This is a genomic window from Marinicella marina (assembly GCF_030065545.1).
Lineage (GTDB): Bacteria > Pseudomonadota > Gammaproteobacteria > Xanthomonadales > Marinicellaceae > Marinicella > Marinicella marina.
The window spans coordinates 1-16,900 of record NZ_JASJNC010000001.1 but is presented as its reverse complement, the minus strand read 5'-3'; the positions used below and the strand labels follow the sequence as shown (position 1 = coordinate 16,900).

At 39.8% G+C, this 16,900-nt stretch carries 17 protein-coding genes; 11 read left to right on the top strand and 6 right to left on the bottom strand.

Annotation, left to right across the window (positions count from 1 at the left end):
- Positions 1 to 170: 170 nt before the first annotated feature.
- Positions 171 to 2,087: a right-handed parallel beta-helix repeat-containing protein gene (locus tag QNI24_RS00085; RefSeq protein WP_267176863.1), complete on the top strand. Its 1,917-nt coding sequence runs from the start codon at positions 171 to 173 to the stop codon at positions 2,085 to 2,087.
- Between the two features lie 62 nt (positions 2,088 to 2,149).
- Here QNI24_RS00085 and lexA read toward each other — a convergent pair whose 3' ends face one another.
- Positions 2,150 to 2,761, bottom strand: coding sequence for a transcriptional repressor LexA (lexA, locus tag QNI24_RS00080; protein WP_267176864.1), 612 nt, complete (start codon positions 2,759 to 2,761; stop codon positions 2,150 to 2,152).
- Between the two features lie 185 nt (positions 2,762 to 2,946).
- Here lexA and QNI24_RS00075 point away from each other — a divergent pair, with 185 nt between their 5' ends.
- The gene (locus tag QNI24_RS00075; RefSeq protein WP_267176865.1) at positions 2,947 to 5,133 is read left to right on the top strand and encodes a right-handed parallel beta-helix repeat-containing protein; all 2,187 of its coding nucleotides are present in this window, start codon (positions 2,947 to 2,949) and stop codon (positions 5,131 to 5,133) included.
- Between the two features lie 53 nt (positions 5,134 to 5,186).
- On the opposite strand, the gene QNI24_RS00070 is transcribed toward QNI24_RS00075, so the two are convergent.
- The gene (locus tag QNI24_RS00070) at positions 5,187 to 6,038 is read right to left on the bottom strand and encodes an alpha/beta hydrolase (protein WP_283708414.1); all 852 of its coding nucleotides are present in this window, start codon (positions 6,036 to 6,038) and stop codon (positions 5,187 to 5,189) included.
- 169 nt (positions 6,039 to 6,207) lie between these two features.
- On the opposite strand from QNI24_RS00070, the gene QNI24_RS00065 reads away from it, so the two are divergent.
- From QNI24_RS00065 to QNI24_RS00050, 4 genes are all read left to right on the top strand, one after another.
- Complete coding sequence (locus QNI24_RS00065) at positions 6,208 to 8,337, top strand: GGDEF domain-containing protein (protein ID WP_267176867.1); 2,130 nt, start codon at positions 6,208 to 6,210, stop codon at positions 8,335 to 8,337.
- Positions 8,338 to 8,369: 32 nt separating this feature from the next.
- Positions 8,370 to 8,708, top strand: a complete 339-nt coding sequence (locus QNI24_RS00060) for a nuclear transport factor 2 family protein (RefSeq protein ID WP_283708413.1) — start codon at positions 8,370 to 8,372, stop codon at positions 8,706 to 8,708.
- Positions 8,709 to 8,842: 134 nt separating this feature from the next.
- Positions 8,843 to 9,637, top strand: coding sequence for an alpha/beta hydrolase family protein (locus QNI24_RS00055; RefSeq protein ID WP_267176869.1), 795 nt, complete (start codon positions 8,843 to 8,845; stop codon positions 9,635 to 9,637).
- 94 nt (positions 9,638 to 9,731) lie between these two features.
- Positions 9,732 to 10,268 (top strand): YaeQ family protein, encoded by a 537-nt coding sequence (locus QNI24_RS00050; protein ID WP_267176870.1) that lies wholly within the window; start codon positions 9,732 to 9,734, stop codon positions 10,266 to 10,268.
- A gap of 208 nt (positions 10,269 to 10,476) precedes the next feature.
- Here QNI24_RS00050 and QNI24_RS00045 read toward each other — a convergent pair whose 3' ends face one another.
- Positions 10,477 to 11,412, bottom strand: coding sequence for a transposase (locus QNI24_RS00045; protein ID WP_267176871.1), 936 nt, complete (start codon positions 11,410 to 11,412; stop codon positions 10,477 to 10,479).
- 172 nt (positions 11,413 to 11,584) lie between these two features.
- On the opposite strand from QNI24_RS00045, the gene QNI24_RS00040 reads away from it, so the two are divergent.
- From QNI24_RS00040 to QNI24_RS00020, 5 genes are all read left to right on the top strand, one after another.
- Positions 11,585 to 12,013, top strand: coding sequence for a hypothetical protein (locus QNI24_RS00040; protein ID WP_283708412.1), 429 nt, complete (start codon positions 11,585 to 11,587; stop codon positions 12,011 to 12,013).
- A 39-nt stretch (positions 12,014 to 12,052) separates the two neighbouring features.
- Positions 12,053 to 12,331: a hypothetical protein gene (locus tag QNI24_RS00035; protein ID WP_267176873.1), complete on the top strand. Its 279-nt coding sequence runs from the start codon at positions 12,053 to 12,055 to the stop codon at positions 12,329 to 12,331.
- A gap of 76 nt (positions 12,332 to 12,407) precedes the next feature.
- A complete protein-coding gene (locus QNI24_RS00030; RefSeq protein WP_267176874.1) occupies positions 12,408 to 12,686 on the top strand; it encodes a type II toxin-antitoxin system RelE/ParE family toxin in 279 nt (92 codons plus the stop codon).
- The gene (locus QNI24_RS00025; protein ID WP_267176875.1) at positions 12,686 to 12,985 is read left to right on the top strand and encodes a HigA family addiction module antitoxin; all 300 of its coding nucleotides are present in this window, start codon (positions 12,686 to 12,688) and stop codon (positions 12,983 to 12,985) included. The genes QNI24_RS00030 and QNI24_RS00025 overlap by 1 nt, the downstream gene beginning before the upstream one ends.
- Before the next feature lie 104 nt (positions 12,986 to 13,089).
- Complete coding sequence (locus tag QNI24_RS00020; protein ID WP_267176876.1) at positions 13,090 to 13,422, top strand: hypothetical protein; 333 nt, start codon at positions 13,090 to 13,092, stop codon at positions 13,420 to 13,422.
- A gap of 182 nt (positions 13,423 to 13,604) precedes the next feature.
- Here the strand turns inward: QNI24_RS00020 and QNI24_RS00015 are convergent, their stop codons facing one another.
- The 3 genes from QNI24_RS00015 to QNI24_RS00005 all read right to left on the bottom strand — a co-directional run bounded on the left by QNI24_RS00015 (position 13,605) and on the right by QNI24_RS00005 (position 16,731).
- Positions 13,605 to 14,882, bottom strand: a complete 1,278-nt coding sequence (locus QNI24_RS00015; protein WP_283708411.1) for a hypothetical protein — start codon at positions 14,880 to 14,882, stop codon at positions 13,605 to 13,607.
- Positions 14,883 to 14,977: 95 nt separating this feature from the next.
- Positions 14,978 to 16,312: a hypothetical protein gene (locus QNI24_RS00010; RefSeq protein WP_283708410.1), complete on the bottom strand. Its 1,335-nt coding sequence runs from the start codon at positions 16,310 to 16,312 to the stop codon at positions 14,978 to 14,980.
- Positions 16,309 to 16,731, bottom strand: coding sequence for an ion channel (locus QNI24_RS00005; RefSeq protein ID WP_283708409.1), 423 nt, complete (start codon positions 16,729 to 16,731; stop codon positions 16,309 to 16,311). The genes QNI24_RS00010 and QNI24_RS00005 overlap by 4 nt, the downstream gene beginning before the upstream one ends.
- Positions 16,732 to 16,900 lie beyond the last annotated feature (169 nt).

Here is a 16,900-nt window from a genome sequence, read left to right as displayed (position 1 = left end):
AAGAAATGAGAAGCCTTTGGGCGATAATTAACTCATCCAACCAATCATAAAAATCTGATTAACTGATTCTTTAGTGCACCAGGATAAGCCATCATATTGATGTTATTTGATGGTTTATTTTTGGTGGCTGGTTGGCGGTCTTTTTCGTCTTAAATCTATGAGGAATGTATATGCAAAAAACTTTAAAAATCTGGTTGTTTTCGGTCATCATGGGTGGCTCTCTGTCATTCAATGCAGCGTCACAAGAATATTGTGAAAATGGTTCATACGGTAATCAATTGATGTGGGTGGAATCCGTTGCAAGTGATCCATTCAATAATCAAACAGGTCCGTTTAATAATCAATACGGTGATCAAGATCACCTTTACATTGGTTATGCTGATTATTCAAACTTAAACCTTAACTGGCAAGTGGGATTGAATCAGCTGACACTGAATCCAGGCAGGCTCGAGCATCCGATTATGGTTGATTATCCGACACATTGGCAAGTGTGGATTGATCTTAACAGTGACTATGATTTCACTGCAGATGAGCGCGTATGGGCGGCCAGTGGCTTTGCTTCAGAAGCAGCGACCGTTGATTTATCAGGGCTTGACATTGAGGGTGAGGTGACAACACGATTGCGAATATCAGCCAGTTTTTACGAAAATTCACCAGTGTGTGGTTCCATCGGTCATGGTGAGGTGGAAGATTATAGCGTAACCATCACCCCACCGATTAAGACCACTTGGTTGGTTCCTGAGGAATATGATCGGATACAAGATGCAGTCAATGCGGCCACTACTGGTGGTACCGTATTGGTCAATGATGGTATTTATGATGAATACGTTATCATTCGCAAAGCATTGAGCTTGGTTTCTGTTAATGGCAGAGACCGAACTCAGATTACAGGTAATATTTTTAGGCCTAATATATGGGTACAGTCTCCCAATGTGACCATCAGTGGCTTCAGTCTGGATGGCCGCAGCAATCAGTTTGATGCCGGTATTTTGTTTGATACAGGTTCTCACGATGGTCAGGTTGTTGATTTGGCATGTGGTCTCAGTACGGATAACAGTGACCAACACAACAACATACACATCAAAAACTCTGATCGCATAGTGGTCTCTGGTTTGGATTGTCAGTTTCGAGGCGGCCATGGTATTTTTGCTGAAAATACTGAAGGCAGCCGATTCATTGATAATACCTTTTATTTGATGGAGTGGGCTGCTATTGAGGTCCGAGCGGGCAAAGACATTGAAATCAGAGGTAATCAGTCTACTTCTAATAATTATACCGGTCTGATCATAAGAGACTCAGAGTCTGTTGCTGTGGCTGATAACAGTTTCAGTTTCAACCCCCGTGCGTTACAAGCCAATGGCCTGGGTGGCATCATCACTGGCACTTCTGATATCAGTGTCATAAACAACAGTTTCAGTGGCAACAGTGGTAATGGTCTGACAGTTGGCCAATCCGTTGGTGTCCAGCTTATTAATAATCGTTTCATTGTCAATAAAAATTACGGTTTGAGTTTGGTTGGAGTTGATGATGTGGTGGTGAAAGAGAATCTGTTTGAATACAATCAACAGGCTGGTCTTCTGATGTCAGGTGTCAACGCCGCCCACATAACTGAAAATGAATTTTCAGAAAACTATGGATTTGGTATTGAGTTAAGGCGTGTGAATGACAGTCTGTTTGAGCAGAATTCATTGAATAACAACTATGCCATGATCTCATTGGAGCGTTCATCAGATAATGCCATCAGGTTAAATCAGATGAGTTACAGCACCCCATTTGCTTTAAACTGTCAAATCGATATCAGTCAGTCATACAGCAATGAACTCTATTTAAATGATTTTATTTTCACAGCGGATGATGGGTTTTGTATCAACGATGGCAGCTATAATGATTGGCAGTCTTTGTTGCCATTGACTTATCAGTTTGGTGGTTATGAATATACTCAATCATTGGGTAATTACTATAACCAGGCTAACTTAATTGACCAAAATGGAGATGGCGTGGGTGATGGTATTTATCGACTTCCCGGACAGAATCAATACGACAATCAGCCATTGATGGAGCCAATTTCAAGCTACATTCAACAATAAAATGAAGCAGCACAGAGCCAAAGCCGCTTTGGCTCTGTGTGGTTGTTATTCACTGTTGGGTTTCAATAGCGCCTGAATTGACCCACCAGAACACCTTGTATGGTTAATTGGCTTGGGTGGTAATCAATCGGTTCAAGTTCGCTGTTTTCGGGGATCAGGCGGGTGGTTTCCTCATCAATGTATTGAATGCGCTTGAGGGTGGTTTCCCAGCCATTGATCATGACTGCGACAATTTCATGGTTGCGGGCACTTTGCGCCGATTTAATCACCACCCAATCCTGATCCATGATGCCCACATCTTGCATCGATTGGCCTTCCACTTTAAGCACAAAATGATCATTGCCAGCCAACATGGCATTGATGTCAATGCTGTCCTCGTCGGCCAAAGCCTCAATCGGTGTGCCAGCAGCGATACGACCGAGCAAAGGCAAACCCGGTGCAGTAGTTTGACTTGTTATGGTGTGGGTTTTTTGTTGAATTAAGCTGATGCCCCTGTTGGCACTGCTGCGTTCTATGTAGCCTTTTTCTTCCAGCGCTTTGAGTAGCCTGGAGATGTGCCCCATGGCTTTGATGTCAAGGCCCTCACCAATATCCACCAAGCGTGGCGGCTTTTGGTTTTGGTTCATGTAACTTTGAATAAAGTTTAAAGTATCTTGTTCACGTTCGGTCAGCATGTTGTTGATTATAGGGAACAAAAAGGGAAAATACAACGCCTATCACTCTGTTCTTGAGTCATTTTTTGGGATACTGACTGAATTAATCATTAATTGTAATGGTATCGTGTCATGATTCCTCAGGATTTCTCGTATACCTATTATATCAACTCAAAAATTACAGAAAAGAATGAGAGGAAAATGCTATGAGTAAACACGCTACAACTGAATTCGCCGAACTACGGCATTTTTTATTGCTGAGTTCACTTCTGTTGTTAACAGCCTGTGCTGATAAAATCAGTTTAATCAGGACAGACATCGAGCCAGTGATCACTGACAACCAATTGATGGTCACTTTGGCCAACGATAAAATAGTGAATCTTGATTTCAAAGGCGATGAAGAATTGCCGACCACAAAAACAGAATGCCCGAAAGAAGTCTATTTGGACATTGGTTCTTATACCTATGTAGAAAAAGTATTGAGCGAAGAAGTATTCTCAAATGCTGATGCGCGTGTTGCTCGAGAGCGTGAACTGCGAGAAACCATTGACGACAGACAAAATGAATTGGAAAACTTGTTTTATTCCGAGACTGAAGACATTAAGTCAATCAATCTTCGGTGCAACTTGGTGCTACAGCCTGAGGATAAAATTCATGTTAAATTTCGGTTCATCGGCCCGAAATCTTCAAACGTTGAAGTTGCGTGTTTAGGCGATGGTCAACAACGCGCGCAAATAAGAAATCCAGCTTCCACTGAATACCTAAAGAGCCAAGGTGATAAAGTCATTCACATGCTGACTTTCCAACCCAGCAACTGTGGTATTAAGCCTTTGGTTGATGGTGGTGGCCAGTATGTCGATGAGTACGGTGGTGTTCGAAGTTTTTGTGATCCGGTGAAAAACATCAAGATTAAAAACTGTCGCATTAGAGGCCATATTTCAGCGCGCTCATTAAGAGATCCTTACCATGATCTGTCGGTGGTCAGGGCAGACCATGTAGAGCGGCTTCAAGCCAGTGCGGCACAACACGTCACATTTTCAAATGTACAAATTTTAGGCCGCCTCAAAGGCGCAGTGCATTTGTTACCGGGTGTTCATCATTTCACTATTGAAGATTCTGAGATTTTGGGTGGGTTTCATAGCATGACGATCCATTTACCGGCTGATGGTGGATGGAATGTGATTAAAAATAATCGCATTACTGGACAGAGAAAAAGGGGCATTTTATTCGGTGGTAAAGAGCGAGAAGTGATCAGCATAGATTCCTCAGAACATAATCGCATCGTTAACAACCACATCAGCGATATGCCTTATGGTGCCATCCGTTTGTACCGCAACTGTGGTGAAAGTGGAGCAGTGCGTCACCGCATACCGCAATATAACCAAATCATCAATAATGTGTTTGATTACTCGGAAGGGGATCAAGACAAACCAACTATTATTTTGGGGTCCAGAGATGACCTGGACACACTGGGAGGTGTTAAGCGTTACTGTGGTGATGACAGGGCGAGTGATGGAAGCGCCTATCCCAGTAATGACGATCGCACATACTGGGATACAGCAGAAGTCTTTAGCAGCAGCGAAGACAATGATGATTGGGCACAAAACAATGTGATTGCAGAAAACCAATGGATCCAATTTATTCCGACAGATAGCCTTAAACCGATTAAACGCAGTGATAAAAATAAGGCATTGGTCAATTATTTAATCAGTAATGAGACTGACTCTGACCGAAGTGCTGAAACAGCTTTACGAATCATGCAAGAGAGGGGTGCTGGATGTGCTGTGCTGGCAGGCATTACACATGGTATGCAGCCACCCTACCTAGATCCAATCAGCAATGGGCATTTACCCTACATTTTGAATGGTGAAGTTGTCAAATATTTTTGGAACATTGAACCGCCGGTTCGATTGTCTTGTGGGCAAGCTTTGGTATGTCAAAATAACATCCTCAGTCGTGAACCTATGACTGAATGTTTGGCACCAATAATTGAGGACTTTGGGCAGGATGGGGTTGCTTGTGATGCACCAAATAACGTCTGTGACGATGGTGAGGTTGGCAGTGATGCTCATCTTTTAGGGTGTACTGAAGGGCGATTAATTGGGGTGCAAGCGGCTTGTAATTTAGAGTTTGGGCGAGTGACTGATGCGAAGCGAGATCAAGCTTTGTTAAATCGCGTCACAGTTGTCAGGGCTTCTGACAATGTAGATGAAGGAAGTTGCCAGGTTGACGGTACTGCTATAGCACAAGGTAATCAATTGATTACGCCGTGGCTATTGAATGCTTACAATGACGTGGGTACAGCCAATCAACTTAACTATCAATGCAGTGAGCGAGACAGGCGAGGTGGTGAATGTCACATTAACATCAGACAATATTGTGAGCCTGAATAAAAAAGGATTGTCTTAGATTTGACCATTGAATTTGGATGCCAAGCTGATGGGGTTTAATTGATTATTTTGGAGAAAAAATGATCGATTTCCTTTGCCAGATCAATTTCATCAGCGAACCACGGGTGAATCTTAAGAACCATGGAAACATGTCCAATGTCCTCAAATAGCTTGGTTTCGACCTGTACACCCTCTGAGCGTAATTTATTTCGGAATGTTTGGTAATTAAACAAAGCTACAGTTTTATCACCGCTGCTGTGCATCAGCTTGATGGGTGGTTCAGAACCATCCACATGGTGATTGGCTTTCATGATTTCGAAATTTTCACTGCCAAAGGTTTCTATGTATTTGGGGTTTTTGGGCGTGAAGTTATAAGGCCCTGCCAGCCCAACAAAGCCTTTGATTTCGTTTTTTGACATGCCTACCGTATTTAGGTACTGGTTGTCAGTCACTAATAAGGCACCGGTATGGGCACCTGCTGAGTGGCCTGCCAAAAAGATTTGATTGGGGTTGCCGTTGTAATTAATGATGTTGTTTTTGACCCAAGCAGTCGCCAGCGCAATGTCTTCAACAAAGGTGGGGAATTTACCTTCGGGATACTTAATGTAATCAGGAATCACTACAGTGTAGCCTAATCTCACCAAGCCATCGGCCACGAAATGATGTTGTTCTTTACTGCCTTTGTACCAAGCGCCGCCATAAATAAAAACAATCACCGGCGCATTGCTGCGGTTTTCAGCAGGATAGATATTCAGTGTTTGCCACGCTTCATTGCCATAGTAAATGTCCTTGATTGAATCTACAGGACGGGTGACTTTTAAGGCCGTGTTAAACAAGCTGGAACCGACACCTGCTTTGACCGTGCTGAACATCAATAAGATAATCATCGCTAGAATTAAATATTTCATCATTTTTTATCAACATGAAAAAAACTGAAATTTAGCACAACAGCTGTGAATGTGATTGATGCTGTTCTAACAGCTTGCTTAACAAATAAGTCCGCACAACTGATTGAAATATAAGCATTCAACTGCATAATCCGATAAAATCAATCAGGTCCGAAATGAGATGAGTGTGATGCTAAAAACCAAATACTTAATGATGTTGTTATTGGCAGTTATGCAGGCCGGTGCTGCCGATCAGGCTGCTGTGAACATTGAGTTACTGCTGCATAAAAGTCCTCAAGCCGCTTTAGAGGCGATGGATGCTTATTGGCCTGAACAGACTGTCGAACTGGATAATTTTGAAAAAGCACTACTCAAGATGTATGTCTTATCCAAAAACAGTGAAGCTGAACAAGCATTGGCGCTACATGCCCAATTTGCAGGACTGGATGGATTAACAACTGAACAAGAAGCTCTGTTGGTTGCCAGAGAATTAGAGCTATTGCGAGCTGGAAAAATCGAAACAGGTTTTAAACAAGCCACTGCGCGGGCTGAATCGCTCATAGCCGAATTGAGTCAGTCTGATTCTGAATCAGCTGGAAGGCCATTACAAATGTTGAATCAACAGCTGGGTTTTAACCTGTATTACCAAGCGAAATTCGAACAGGCTGAGCCATATTTTTTGGCAGCGCTGTCACAAATAAACCCGGATAATATAGTGGGGCGCAGCAAAATACTGAATACCATCGGTGTGATCAACGCGCAACAAGCCAAATTGGCGCAAGGTGCTCAATACATGCTGGATGCCATCAAGCTGCTGGAGAATAACGGCCTGGAAGTTACAGCCGATCGATACCGCAATTTAGGGTCTTTGTATTTTCTTCTGAATGATTTTGAACAGTCGATTGAGTACAGTCTTAAATCCCTTGCTATGACTCCAGAAGCCACACCTGCAGTGGCCTCAACTTACAACAATTTAGCCACAGCTTACGTCAAGATTGGTGAAAATGAAATGGCCATCGAGGCCTTTGAAAAATCAATCAAGATCAGCACCGATTTGGGCTCGACGACTTCAACGGCACGTCTGAATCTCGGCGAGTTATATAACCTTACCGGCCAGTATGAAAAAGCCTTAGAACAACATGAATTAAGTGCCTCAGAGTTGGATGACATAGAAAATGCTGAAATCAGGGGGGTATCACTTAAATCGAGGGCTGATGTCTATGCCAATATGGGTCAGCATCAAAAAGCCATAGATTTTTATGAACAGGCATACCTTAAATTCCAAGAAAGTGATTTAACACACGAACGCATAAAGCTTTACCCCAAAATGGTTGAGGTCTTGGTTAAGGTGGGTAACTTCCGGCGGGCCTATGAAATGATGGTCGAATACAAAGCATTGGAAGATGAGATCAATTCGGTCGCAGCAAAGAAAGAACTCAATGAAATCCTCACTTCTTTTGATGTTGAGAAAAAAGAACGGGCCTTGATTGAATCTGAATTGGCTTTGGAAAAACAACAAGCCAGTATTGAACTGCTCAATTCACAAAGTGCATTCGAACAGAGGATACGTCTGCTGATGTATGTGCTATTGGCAGCTCTGGCGATTGTTTTGTTGTTGGTGTTTCGTTCCTTGCGTTACCGAGGCAAAGTGAACCAGATTTTGTTGACCAACAATGCACGTATTGAACAACAACACCTACAATTATCAGAGCTCAATGAAAAGTTAAAGAAACAAGCCGAGAATGATAACCTCACTGGCTTAAAAAACCGCCGCTATGTGACCCAGTTGATTGCTGAAACCATGGCCAAACAAGACACTGTGAAAAACAACTGGTGCCTGATCATGCTAGATATCGATGATTTCAAACAGATCAACGATCAGTATGGACACCAAAGGGGTGATGAAGTTTTGAAACAGTTTGCTCAAGTGATGCAAGACACGGCAGCAGAAAAAGATGTGGTGGCACGCTGGGGTGGTGAGGAATTTTTATGGTTGGCTGTCATCGATGAATTGGACCAAGGCCCACAAAAATGTCAACGCTTGCAAGATAATCTGGCCAACAACCATTGGTTCAGAGAGGGCAACAAACAAGTAACTTGTTCCATCGGTTTTTCGAGCTTCCCGTTGGTCTCATTGAATTTCGAAGATTGGGAGGCGGCATTGGCTTTGGCTGATCACGGTTTGTATCAAGTCAAGAACACCGGCAAGGACAGTTGGTATGGTTTTGAGTTGATGGATGCAGAAATCAGTTACGACAAACTATCTGACATTGATGGCTTGGTTCAATCCAGACAATTAAAAACCATATCTAAGCCATGACTGAAGACCAGAACATAACACTGAACAAAACAATGACTAAAACGCCAAGAGACATAGCCATTGCACAGCTGGCTGCCTATAACAACTGTGATTTAGATGCGTTTTGTGCCTTGTTTGCTGCAGATGCGGTGTTAACCGATTTGCCCTCGGGCCAAGTGGTGGCGACTGGAATAACGGCCATTCGTGAGATGTATAAGAGGCGCTTTGCTACGCCAGATTTACACTGTAAAGTACATGCCACCAATGACATCGGTGATTTTGCCATTGATCGAGAGACCGTGTACGGTTTGCCTGATGGACCGATGGATGTGGTAGCGATGTATGAAGTGAAAGGTGGTTTGATCCAGCGGGTGTTTTTTATTCGCGGCTGAAGTACATCGGCTAATGACGATAATTATGTAACACAGCCCATGCACATTCGTTATTAGAATGAATTAAATCTCTTTAAGAATAATTAATTATGTTTCAACTCAAGTTTATAAATCTATGGATTATTTCGCTTTTAATGCTTGCTACAGCGCTGCCAGCAGCGGCGGTTGAGGAACAGGTTACCTTTGAATCGAATGGAGATGTTTTGGCCGGTTCTATCCTTTGGCCAGCAGAAAAAATCACCGCTGCCGTGGTGTTTGTACATGGCTCTGGAAAACAAACCCGCAACATTAAGATAGCTGAACGTTTTGCTCAAGACGGCATTGCCGCACTGGTCTATGACAAACGCGGTGTGGGTGAATCGGGTGGTCAATATGAAGCACAACAAAGTGTCAGTGGTCATAACATCAAGCTGTTGGCTGATGATGCTTTGGCGGCCCTGAAGGTGCTACAACAGCACCCAAAACTCAAAGGAGTTCGCATTGGCTTGAGCGGTATTTCGCAAGCCGGCTGGATTGTGCCATTGGCAGCTGAACAAGCCAAGGCTGTGGACTTTATGGTGGTGTGGAGTGGGCCGGTAACCAAAGTCAGTGAAGAAGACATATACAGCAAATACACCCAAGACCATGATGGTGCTGATTTGCCCAGTTTTGCTGAAGCGTTGGCGGCTCGAAAATCGCCTTATGTGTGGCCAGATTTTTTGGGTGTAGATACCAACCCCAAAGACAGCTTAGAGAAGTTGCAGGTACCCAGCCTGTGGGTATTTGGTGCCCAAGACGGCAGCATTCCAGTAAACCTTTCCATCAGTCGCATCAAAGACTTAATACAAACAGGCAAGCCCATCGAGTATGTGTTGTTTTCAGCCTTAGGGCACAATAACATGGTAGAGACTTTTGCCACAGTGACTGACTGGATCAACCGGTTCAAGTGAAATAAGGCCAAGTCAGATTTGAGTGATTGTTATATGTCAGGCACACGCTGTAAAATGGTTTTCACTAAAATGAATGTAACAAGAGTACTTAACTATGGCTTTGAAGCCAACCATCTATAAATTACGCATTGCTATCTCTGACATGAATCGTGATTACTACGACTCATTCAACTTGACCGTGGCGTTGCATCCATCAGAGACTATCGAAAGGATGATGGCCAGAGTAGTGGCTTTTTGCCTCAATGCCGATAAAGATTTAACTTTTACCAAAGGCCTTTCTGAAATTGATGAGCCTGATATTTGGCTTAAAACTTATGATGACCAAATCAAACTGTGGATTGATATGGGCGAACCTTCGCCTGATCGAATCAAAAAAGCCAGCCGCCAAGCCAATGTAGTAAAAATTTACAGTTTCAACAGCAAATCAGATACCTGGTGGCAACAAACCATGCCGAAAATAAAGGCCTTCGAAAATGTTTCCTACTACCAGCTTGATTGGTCACAGATTCAACAGCTGGCTACCTGCGCTGAACGCAACATGGATTGGTCAGTGAGCATCAGTGGCGATACAGTGTATGTTGCTGCTGGTGAAGAAAGCTATGAAGTGGTTGTTCTAGAGCTGAAAGCTTGAAACTAATCAAGGACAGGCATTAACTGAGGAAGTTCTGTTGATGTTTTAGTGGATTATCGAAGCTTTAAATGGATTGTCTAAGGCATATACTGAGTGCTTTTTTGAATCAAATTGGTTGGATAAGTTTTTTGAGGTTGGTTTACTGAAATGTATTCGAGTTGGATGGTTGCAGAATTAATCTGCCGGTCTGGTTTTGTTGATTTTTAAGCTATTCCAAAGCAGGTGTAAGCTTAATTCCGAGCGTCCATTTTCGCTTAGTTTTCTTCGAGTATTCTTTGAGTTGTTCAGCTGTTCCAACAGCACTGAATCCGATGGATTTGAAGCCCTTTAATTCGTCAAGCCAGTCATCAGGATTGATACCGATTTCATCAATGGCCTTGGCTGTTTTTTCTGAGATAAAACCTCGCTTATCTCCTCTTAAACATCGACCAGTTTCATCAACTAAATCAATATAGCTAGATAGGTAAAATGGTAGGTCATTATCACCTTTGCCGAAGCCTGAAAGCCACGTGTTTGAGTTTTCAATTCTTTCTTTTATTGAGGTGAAGTCAGAGCCTTTTAAGTCTTTAGCAATTGCTGCTCTTATTGGGTTGAGGTCGACGTAAGCCATACAAGTCAATAGGGCGCGTTCGTCAAGTAGGGCTTGACTCTTGAACCTAGATTCCCAGAAGTGACCGGTGCACTTATCCTCTTCATTGGCCATGCGAGCAATGTACTCATTAATTGCCTTCATGTACCACGAAACTGATGCTAATCTAGCGCGGTACTCAGCGACATATTCTCTCACTCGCCTAAGCTCAGCTTCGGTGCTGATTTGGCCTTTCAGATAACGATCACACAACACAGGTAAAGAGTACAAAGAGCACCAAGTCATGAGTACCTGAGCGGCGTTCCATTCTTTGGTTGAATTTACGCGCAAGACAATATGAAAATGGTTACTCATAATGGCATATGAACACACATCAATAGCGAACACAGAAGTGACTTGTTTGATGCGATCTATGAGCCACTGGCGGCGGTGTTCAAACGACTTTCCTGACACCTTGTCCTCGCCGCAAAGAAAGGCACTTCTTACACATCTCGATACCACATGGTAATAGGGGGTCTCTTCTACACAAATTTGCTGGTTTCTGGCAATAGTCATGATTAATTTCATTTAAAAATACTATTTTGTAGGACTTGCAGGAAATTATCTGTGGCAAATGTCTGATGAGCGTGTAAGAATTTGTTGAAAGGGATGCCTGTCCTTGATTAGTTTCTGATGAGCGTGTAAGAATTTGTTGAAAGGGATGCCTGTCCTTGATTAGTTTCGTGGCATGGCTGTACGTTGCTATAATCCAAACAGAAAAACCCAAGATATGGATATTTTAGTTAATAACTCGAAGAGAAATGCATCAAACATTGCAGAATCATTGATTTCAATTACTGAAGTTGATTTTGATCAAAAAGTTGTTAAACGGTTCATTGATACTTTTAAAAATATAAAACAACTATTCAAACTTAATGAAGGGTCAATTCTCACAGATTTAATGACACCAGTTTCAGAACAATTTAATTTCAATTTAATTTTGAAAGGTTCTGAAAAAAGACAGATTTTTGGTTTGCCAGTGCATGTGGCATCTCCAAATGATTTAATCAAAATGTTAAAATTTACGCAAAATAACCAATCTCAATCAAACGAATACGATAAATTAAACAAACTTAAATATGACATCCAATTTCTAAGGGAATATATTACAAAATGAAGCAATACATCACTTTTACAATTAATAAATGAGATTGATATGGCAAAACAAATGAAAACTATTGACCTAACTAATGAGAAGTATGGGATAACAGTAACCGCATCGGAAAGTGGTATCACAATTGATTCTGGTTGGTCTGTTCCGATACTAGCAGATACTTTTGCTGAGTACCTTAAAAATTATAATAAGTCTTCAGATAAGGGTTTTATTGAGGTGTCTGCAAGAATTGTATTGATACACCGTGATGCAAGAATTACTTTTACTCAGCCCCAAGTTGCAGAATTGATTAGTTTTTTCAATGATTATTATGGCTTATGAAACAAAACATCACTAAGCCGTCTAGATATGTGGCTGATATATGTTGCTTTGTGTCACCCAATAGGTTACAATACGAATGATTAGATCATTTAAACACAAAGGTTTAAAGAAGTTTTATTTGAATGGGTCAACAGCTGGCATTCAATCTGAACATGAATTTAAAATTCAAATAATTCTTTCAGCTTTAGACAATGCAATAAATGTTCAAGACATGAACTTACCTGGATTCCGGTTACACAAACTTTCTGGGCAACGTAATGACATTTGGTCTGTATGGGTAAGTGGAAATTGGCGAATCACTTTTCGATTTATAGATGGGTTTGCTGAAATAGTTAATTATGAGGATTATCACTGATGAACATGAAAAACCCAGCACACCCAGGGGTGGTCTTTTTAGAGATGTACCTCAAGCCTTCAGCCATCTCAGTCACCAAAGCAGCACAAACCTTAGGGTGTAGTAGAAAACACTTGTCAGGTATCACTAATGGCAAAGCCAGTGTCAGTGCTGACATGGCCGCAAGGATCAGCAAAATGACTTCAACATCAGCTCGATTTTGGCTTGGCATGCAAAACAGCTTTGATTTGGCTCAATTGGACATGAACAACTATAAAGATATTCAAGCCGATCAGTCAATGCCAGTAGTCAATGCCTAAAATTGCAACAATATTATGGAGAAGGGCCGGGCAGATATTCGCTATGGTGACAGGTGGTATGAAAATATCTAGAAACAAAAAAAGGTATTATTGGAGGCTACTTTATGACTTATAAAGAAATTAGGAATGTGATTGAGGTATTGAATAATTTTCAAGAATTGAAAAAGAGTATAACAGTTCAACAGGTTCTTATTTTTCTTGTTGCTTTTGAAAATGATGGTGCTGACCAAACAACAATAATCAAAAAAGCAGGGTTAAAAACAGCAGCAGGATCAAAACATCTAAGAATGTATTCTAAATATGATTCTTATAATAAACGTGAGGGCTTTGGTTTACTGGACATTGTGCAGGATAGCAGTAATCTTTCATCTAACATTATAACCATAACGGACAAGGGTGGATTGATAACCAAAGTGCTTAATTTCGTAAAAACATAAGTTGTTGATTTTATTGTATTATGTAAATTCATTTCACAACGAAAGTCTTTAATTTTTGATAATTTTCTAAAAAAATAGTTAACAATGATGTTTACAACCAAAGTCTTTAACTTTTTATCCATTATTGTGGCTTTTGTGATCTCAAAATTATTTAAGCAATATGACATCACTAAGGTGCTAACTTAATTTAATTCACCTACTTTGTTAAAGTACTCTTCTAGCAACATTTGATTTTCAAATTTGATTTTTAAAATTAAAAATAATATATTGTCACTATCAGTGATAGGAATTTCACTATTGTCTATTTTAAATGTTTTAATTCGCTTTTGGGCTTGTCCTTTTTGGCAAACATCTGATTGCCTTCTTTTAAATTCTTCAGCTGTATAGAAAATAAACTCATGATCAATGTGCGTAACGAATAAGCCCTTACAATTACTTACATATTCAGCATGAATCACCTGGCTGATGTACATATTATTAAAAGTGCTGGCGTCTTGAAGAATCTCTTCAAAAGTAATATTCGAGCCATCAATGTTAACCCATAGATTGTCGTATTGATTATCATAAAGTTTAGTAATTAGTTCCTTATCAAGGTTTTTAACATCAAAATATTCACCTATTTCAAGATGTTCTATAATAAAACTCTTATCAAATTTACCATTAACAAAATATAAAGAACTTGGTTTCAGTGATAAATTAATATTTTTTAACTCACTTAAATAATCCAGCAAATAATCTTCAACACCACAAAGAAATATTGTTGTATCACTTATTATGTCATGTATCCTGGCTGTGGCGCCTTTGACAATTTGTACATTGTCATCAATTTCCACCAATTTATATTTGGAAAATTGTCCCTCCACTAAAGTCGCATTTCTCTCTTTGAAATGTTTTTCAAAGAGAGAGTAGTCGTTTGAAATATCTTCAATTGGGTTGTCTAGTTTCATAATTTCACTTTCAAGTAAATACAAAGCTAGAACAAAAGATTCTTTGTGTGAGATGTAGTTCAAGTTTTGATGTTGAGATTGGTCATAAGCCAATATCAATTCGTCAATTCTATCTTGGATTGCTTGGTCAGAACTAACATCTAACTTAGATTTAACAACGCTTGCCGGAGACTTTTGTGCCATCACAATTTCGTTATTTGAAATAGTAAGTCCAAGTGAGCTTTTTAGGTGCTTATTAATAAATTCTAAGCTTTTTTGGTTGTTAAAAGCTGAACTTAGTATAAAACTAAATGTTTTGGTCGCACCATCAAGAATGTCTTTAGAAATAAGAACCCTGAGGTACTTTTTATAGAATGAGAAATTCTCATCTACTTCCAGTATTATTGTTTTAAATTCTTTCGATTTTGAACACTCAAAAACATCTATTCCTTGTGGGTAGAGTTCTTGAGACTTACTCCACTGATTAACAATTATTTGTTTGAGTATTTTTTCAGTTTTATTAGTATTATGCATAGCTTTCAAATTCTTTGACCTTTCCCCCAAACTTCTACCAGTATGAAGTGGAGTTTTTGACCTTTCCCACACTTTGCGCCCATTATTCTCAGGCCTTAACAGTTTTTTCTTCGAAGAGGCAGTTCCCAATATTTCAACATATAAGAAGTAGGAACATTATTTCCACATTCAGAGAATATGTATTCTGCTTTATTTGATAATTCAAGTATCCCGCAAATATAAAGTTCTTTCACTAACCTAATCACATGTTTTCTCATTAGCGACGTATCATGAAATTCGCGGTTTAGTAACCATGCAATACTGTCATCAATATCAAGATTGTGACGAAAAATAAGGTATAAAGACTTGATGGCTGCATAAGATGAATCAAATTTACTCATACTTTCAATAACAGGAATGTTTACGCTCAATATCCTTTTATCTAATGACTGTAGAACGATATTTTCAGCTAGTAAAGAATCTCCCCCAACTGGCCACGCTGTGGAGTCAAGGTTATGGGTAAATTTTGAAATTGCTTCATGAATTGATTGGTTTTTTTCTAAGGGCCAAATATCCAAAGTTAACCCACTGAAATGGAATATTTTAGGTGTTCTAAAATAATTGTAGGACCAATTAATTCTAGACCGCGATAAGTGTTTGGTCAGTTCCTCTTGACTACAATCAACAATCACATCTACGTCATCCCAATATCTCAATTCTCCTAAATAAGCACAACGAGGATATCCGCGAACAATCCATGAGGAAGTACCTGATGGCAATAGTTTTTCTATGTGCTCAGACATTCTTTTTAATGCCAGTTTATTAGAAATGCTTCTCAAATTTTCATCAAGAGCTTTACGGGATTTAATTAATTGATTAGAAACCACATCAATTACAGGCTTTATACAGTAATATTGCTCAAGTACTTCCATATCCTTTAATACGTTAACTTCGTATTCTCCTGTCCTGAGTTTTTCTTCGCATGTGACATGAAACTTCTTTTCTTGAAAGTCTCTTGCAAATGATTCAGTATAGATTAGTTGGCCTGATGAATAATTTATTGCAGCTGAATTAATAGAAAAGTTAAAATTTTTTAATGCTATAACAATATCTGAAGTATTTGCCTGTTCTATTGTTGTATTCAGATCTAAATGGTTTCCATCTGGCAAAAGAAATCTTCTAGTACCAAATCGATTTAAATCATATTCATATTTGGCGCTCCTCAGAAGTTGATTAAGCTCATTTGGTTCTAAGGTTGTGAGGCAATCTACATCTCCAACGTAATCATAATTAAGTGCTGAGTTTCTAACCCATCCACCCACGACCCAGAGATTCCCAGAAAGAGTTGTGGCTAATTTTTGAATACTAGAATCATAACCATAACTTGATAAAAGCTTCATACATTTACAATTTAGTGGGCCTATATTTGTAATAGATTCTAAAGCAGTCAAGACTTTGCTCGACCAATAGCTGTAGAAATTATTAAGCCAAGAAAAAACACACCTATCAATGCTTGTAATGAAGCAACCAAAGCACCTAATGAACCTGGCTGTGCAACAATATTTCCATAGCCAAGAGTAGTAATAGTTACAATAGAAAATTCAATAGACTGGCAAACATTTAAGCCGCCGCAAAAGTCACTATTAAATGCAAAAAAGTAAAGCAACGAGAAGCATCCAATTAATTGCAGATATTGAAGAATTAATATTATTAAAGTACGTTCAGCTGAATATGGTGAATAATTTTCGTGATATACAGGCCTAAGAAGAACAAGTCTGAGCTGATATTGAATTATATCAAGTATCGTGATCGATGCCCATGCTATTGCGAGCATAGCATTTAATAGCGTAAAGAAAGCTCCAATAAACATTAAAGCTGTTAATGTCAAACAAGATATAATGTGACCTTTCCCCCAAAAACAGACCCATGACAAGGATGAGATTTCCAATTAAACTAAGAAAGAGGATATCTCATTATGAAAAAGAAACGTTATACAGAAGAACAAATCATTGGCGCCATCAAACAGCATGAGTCAGGTG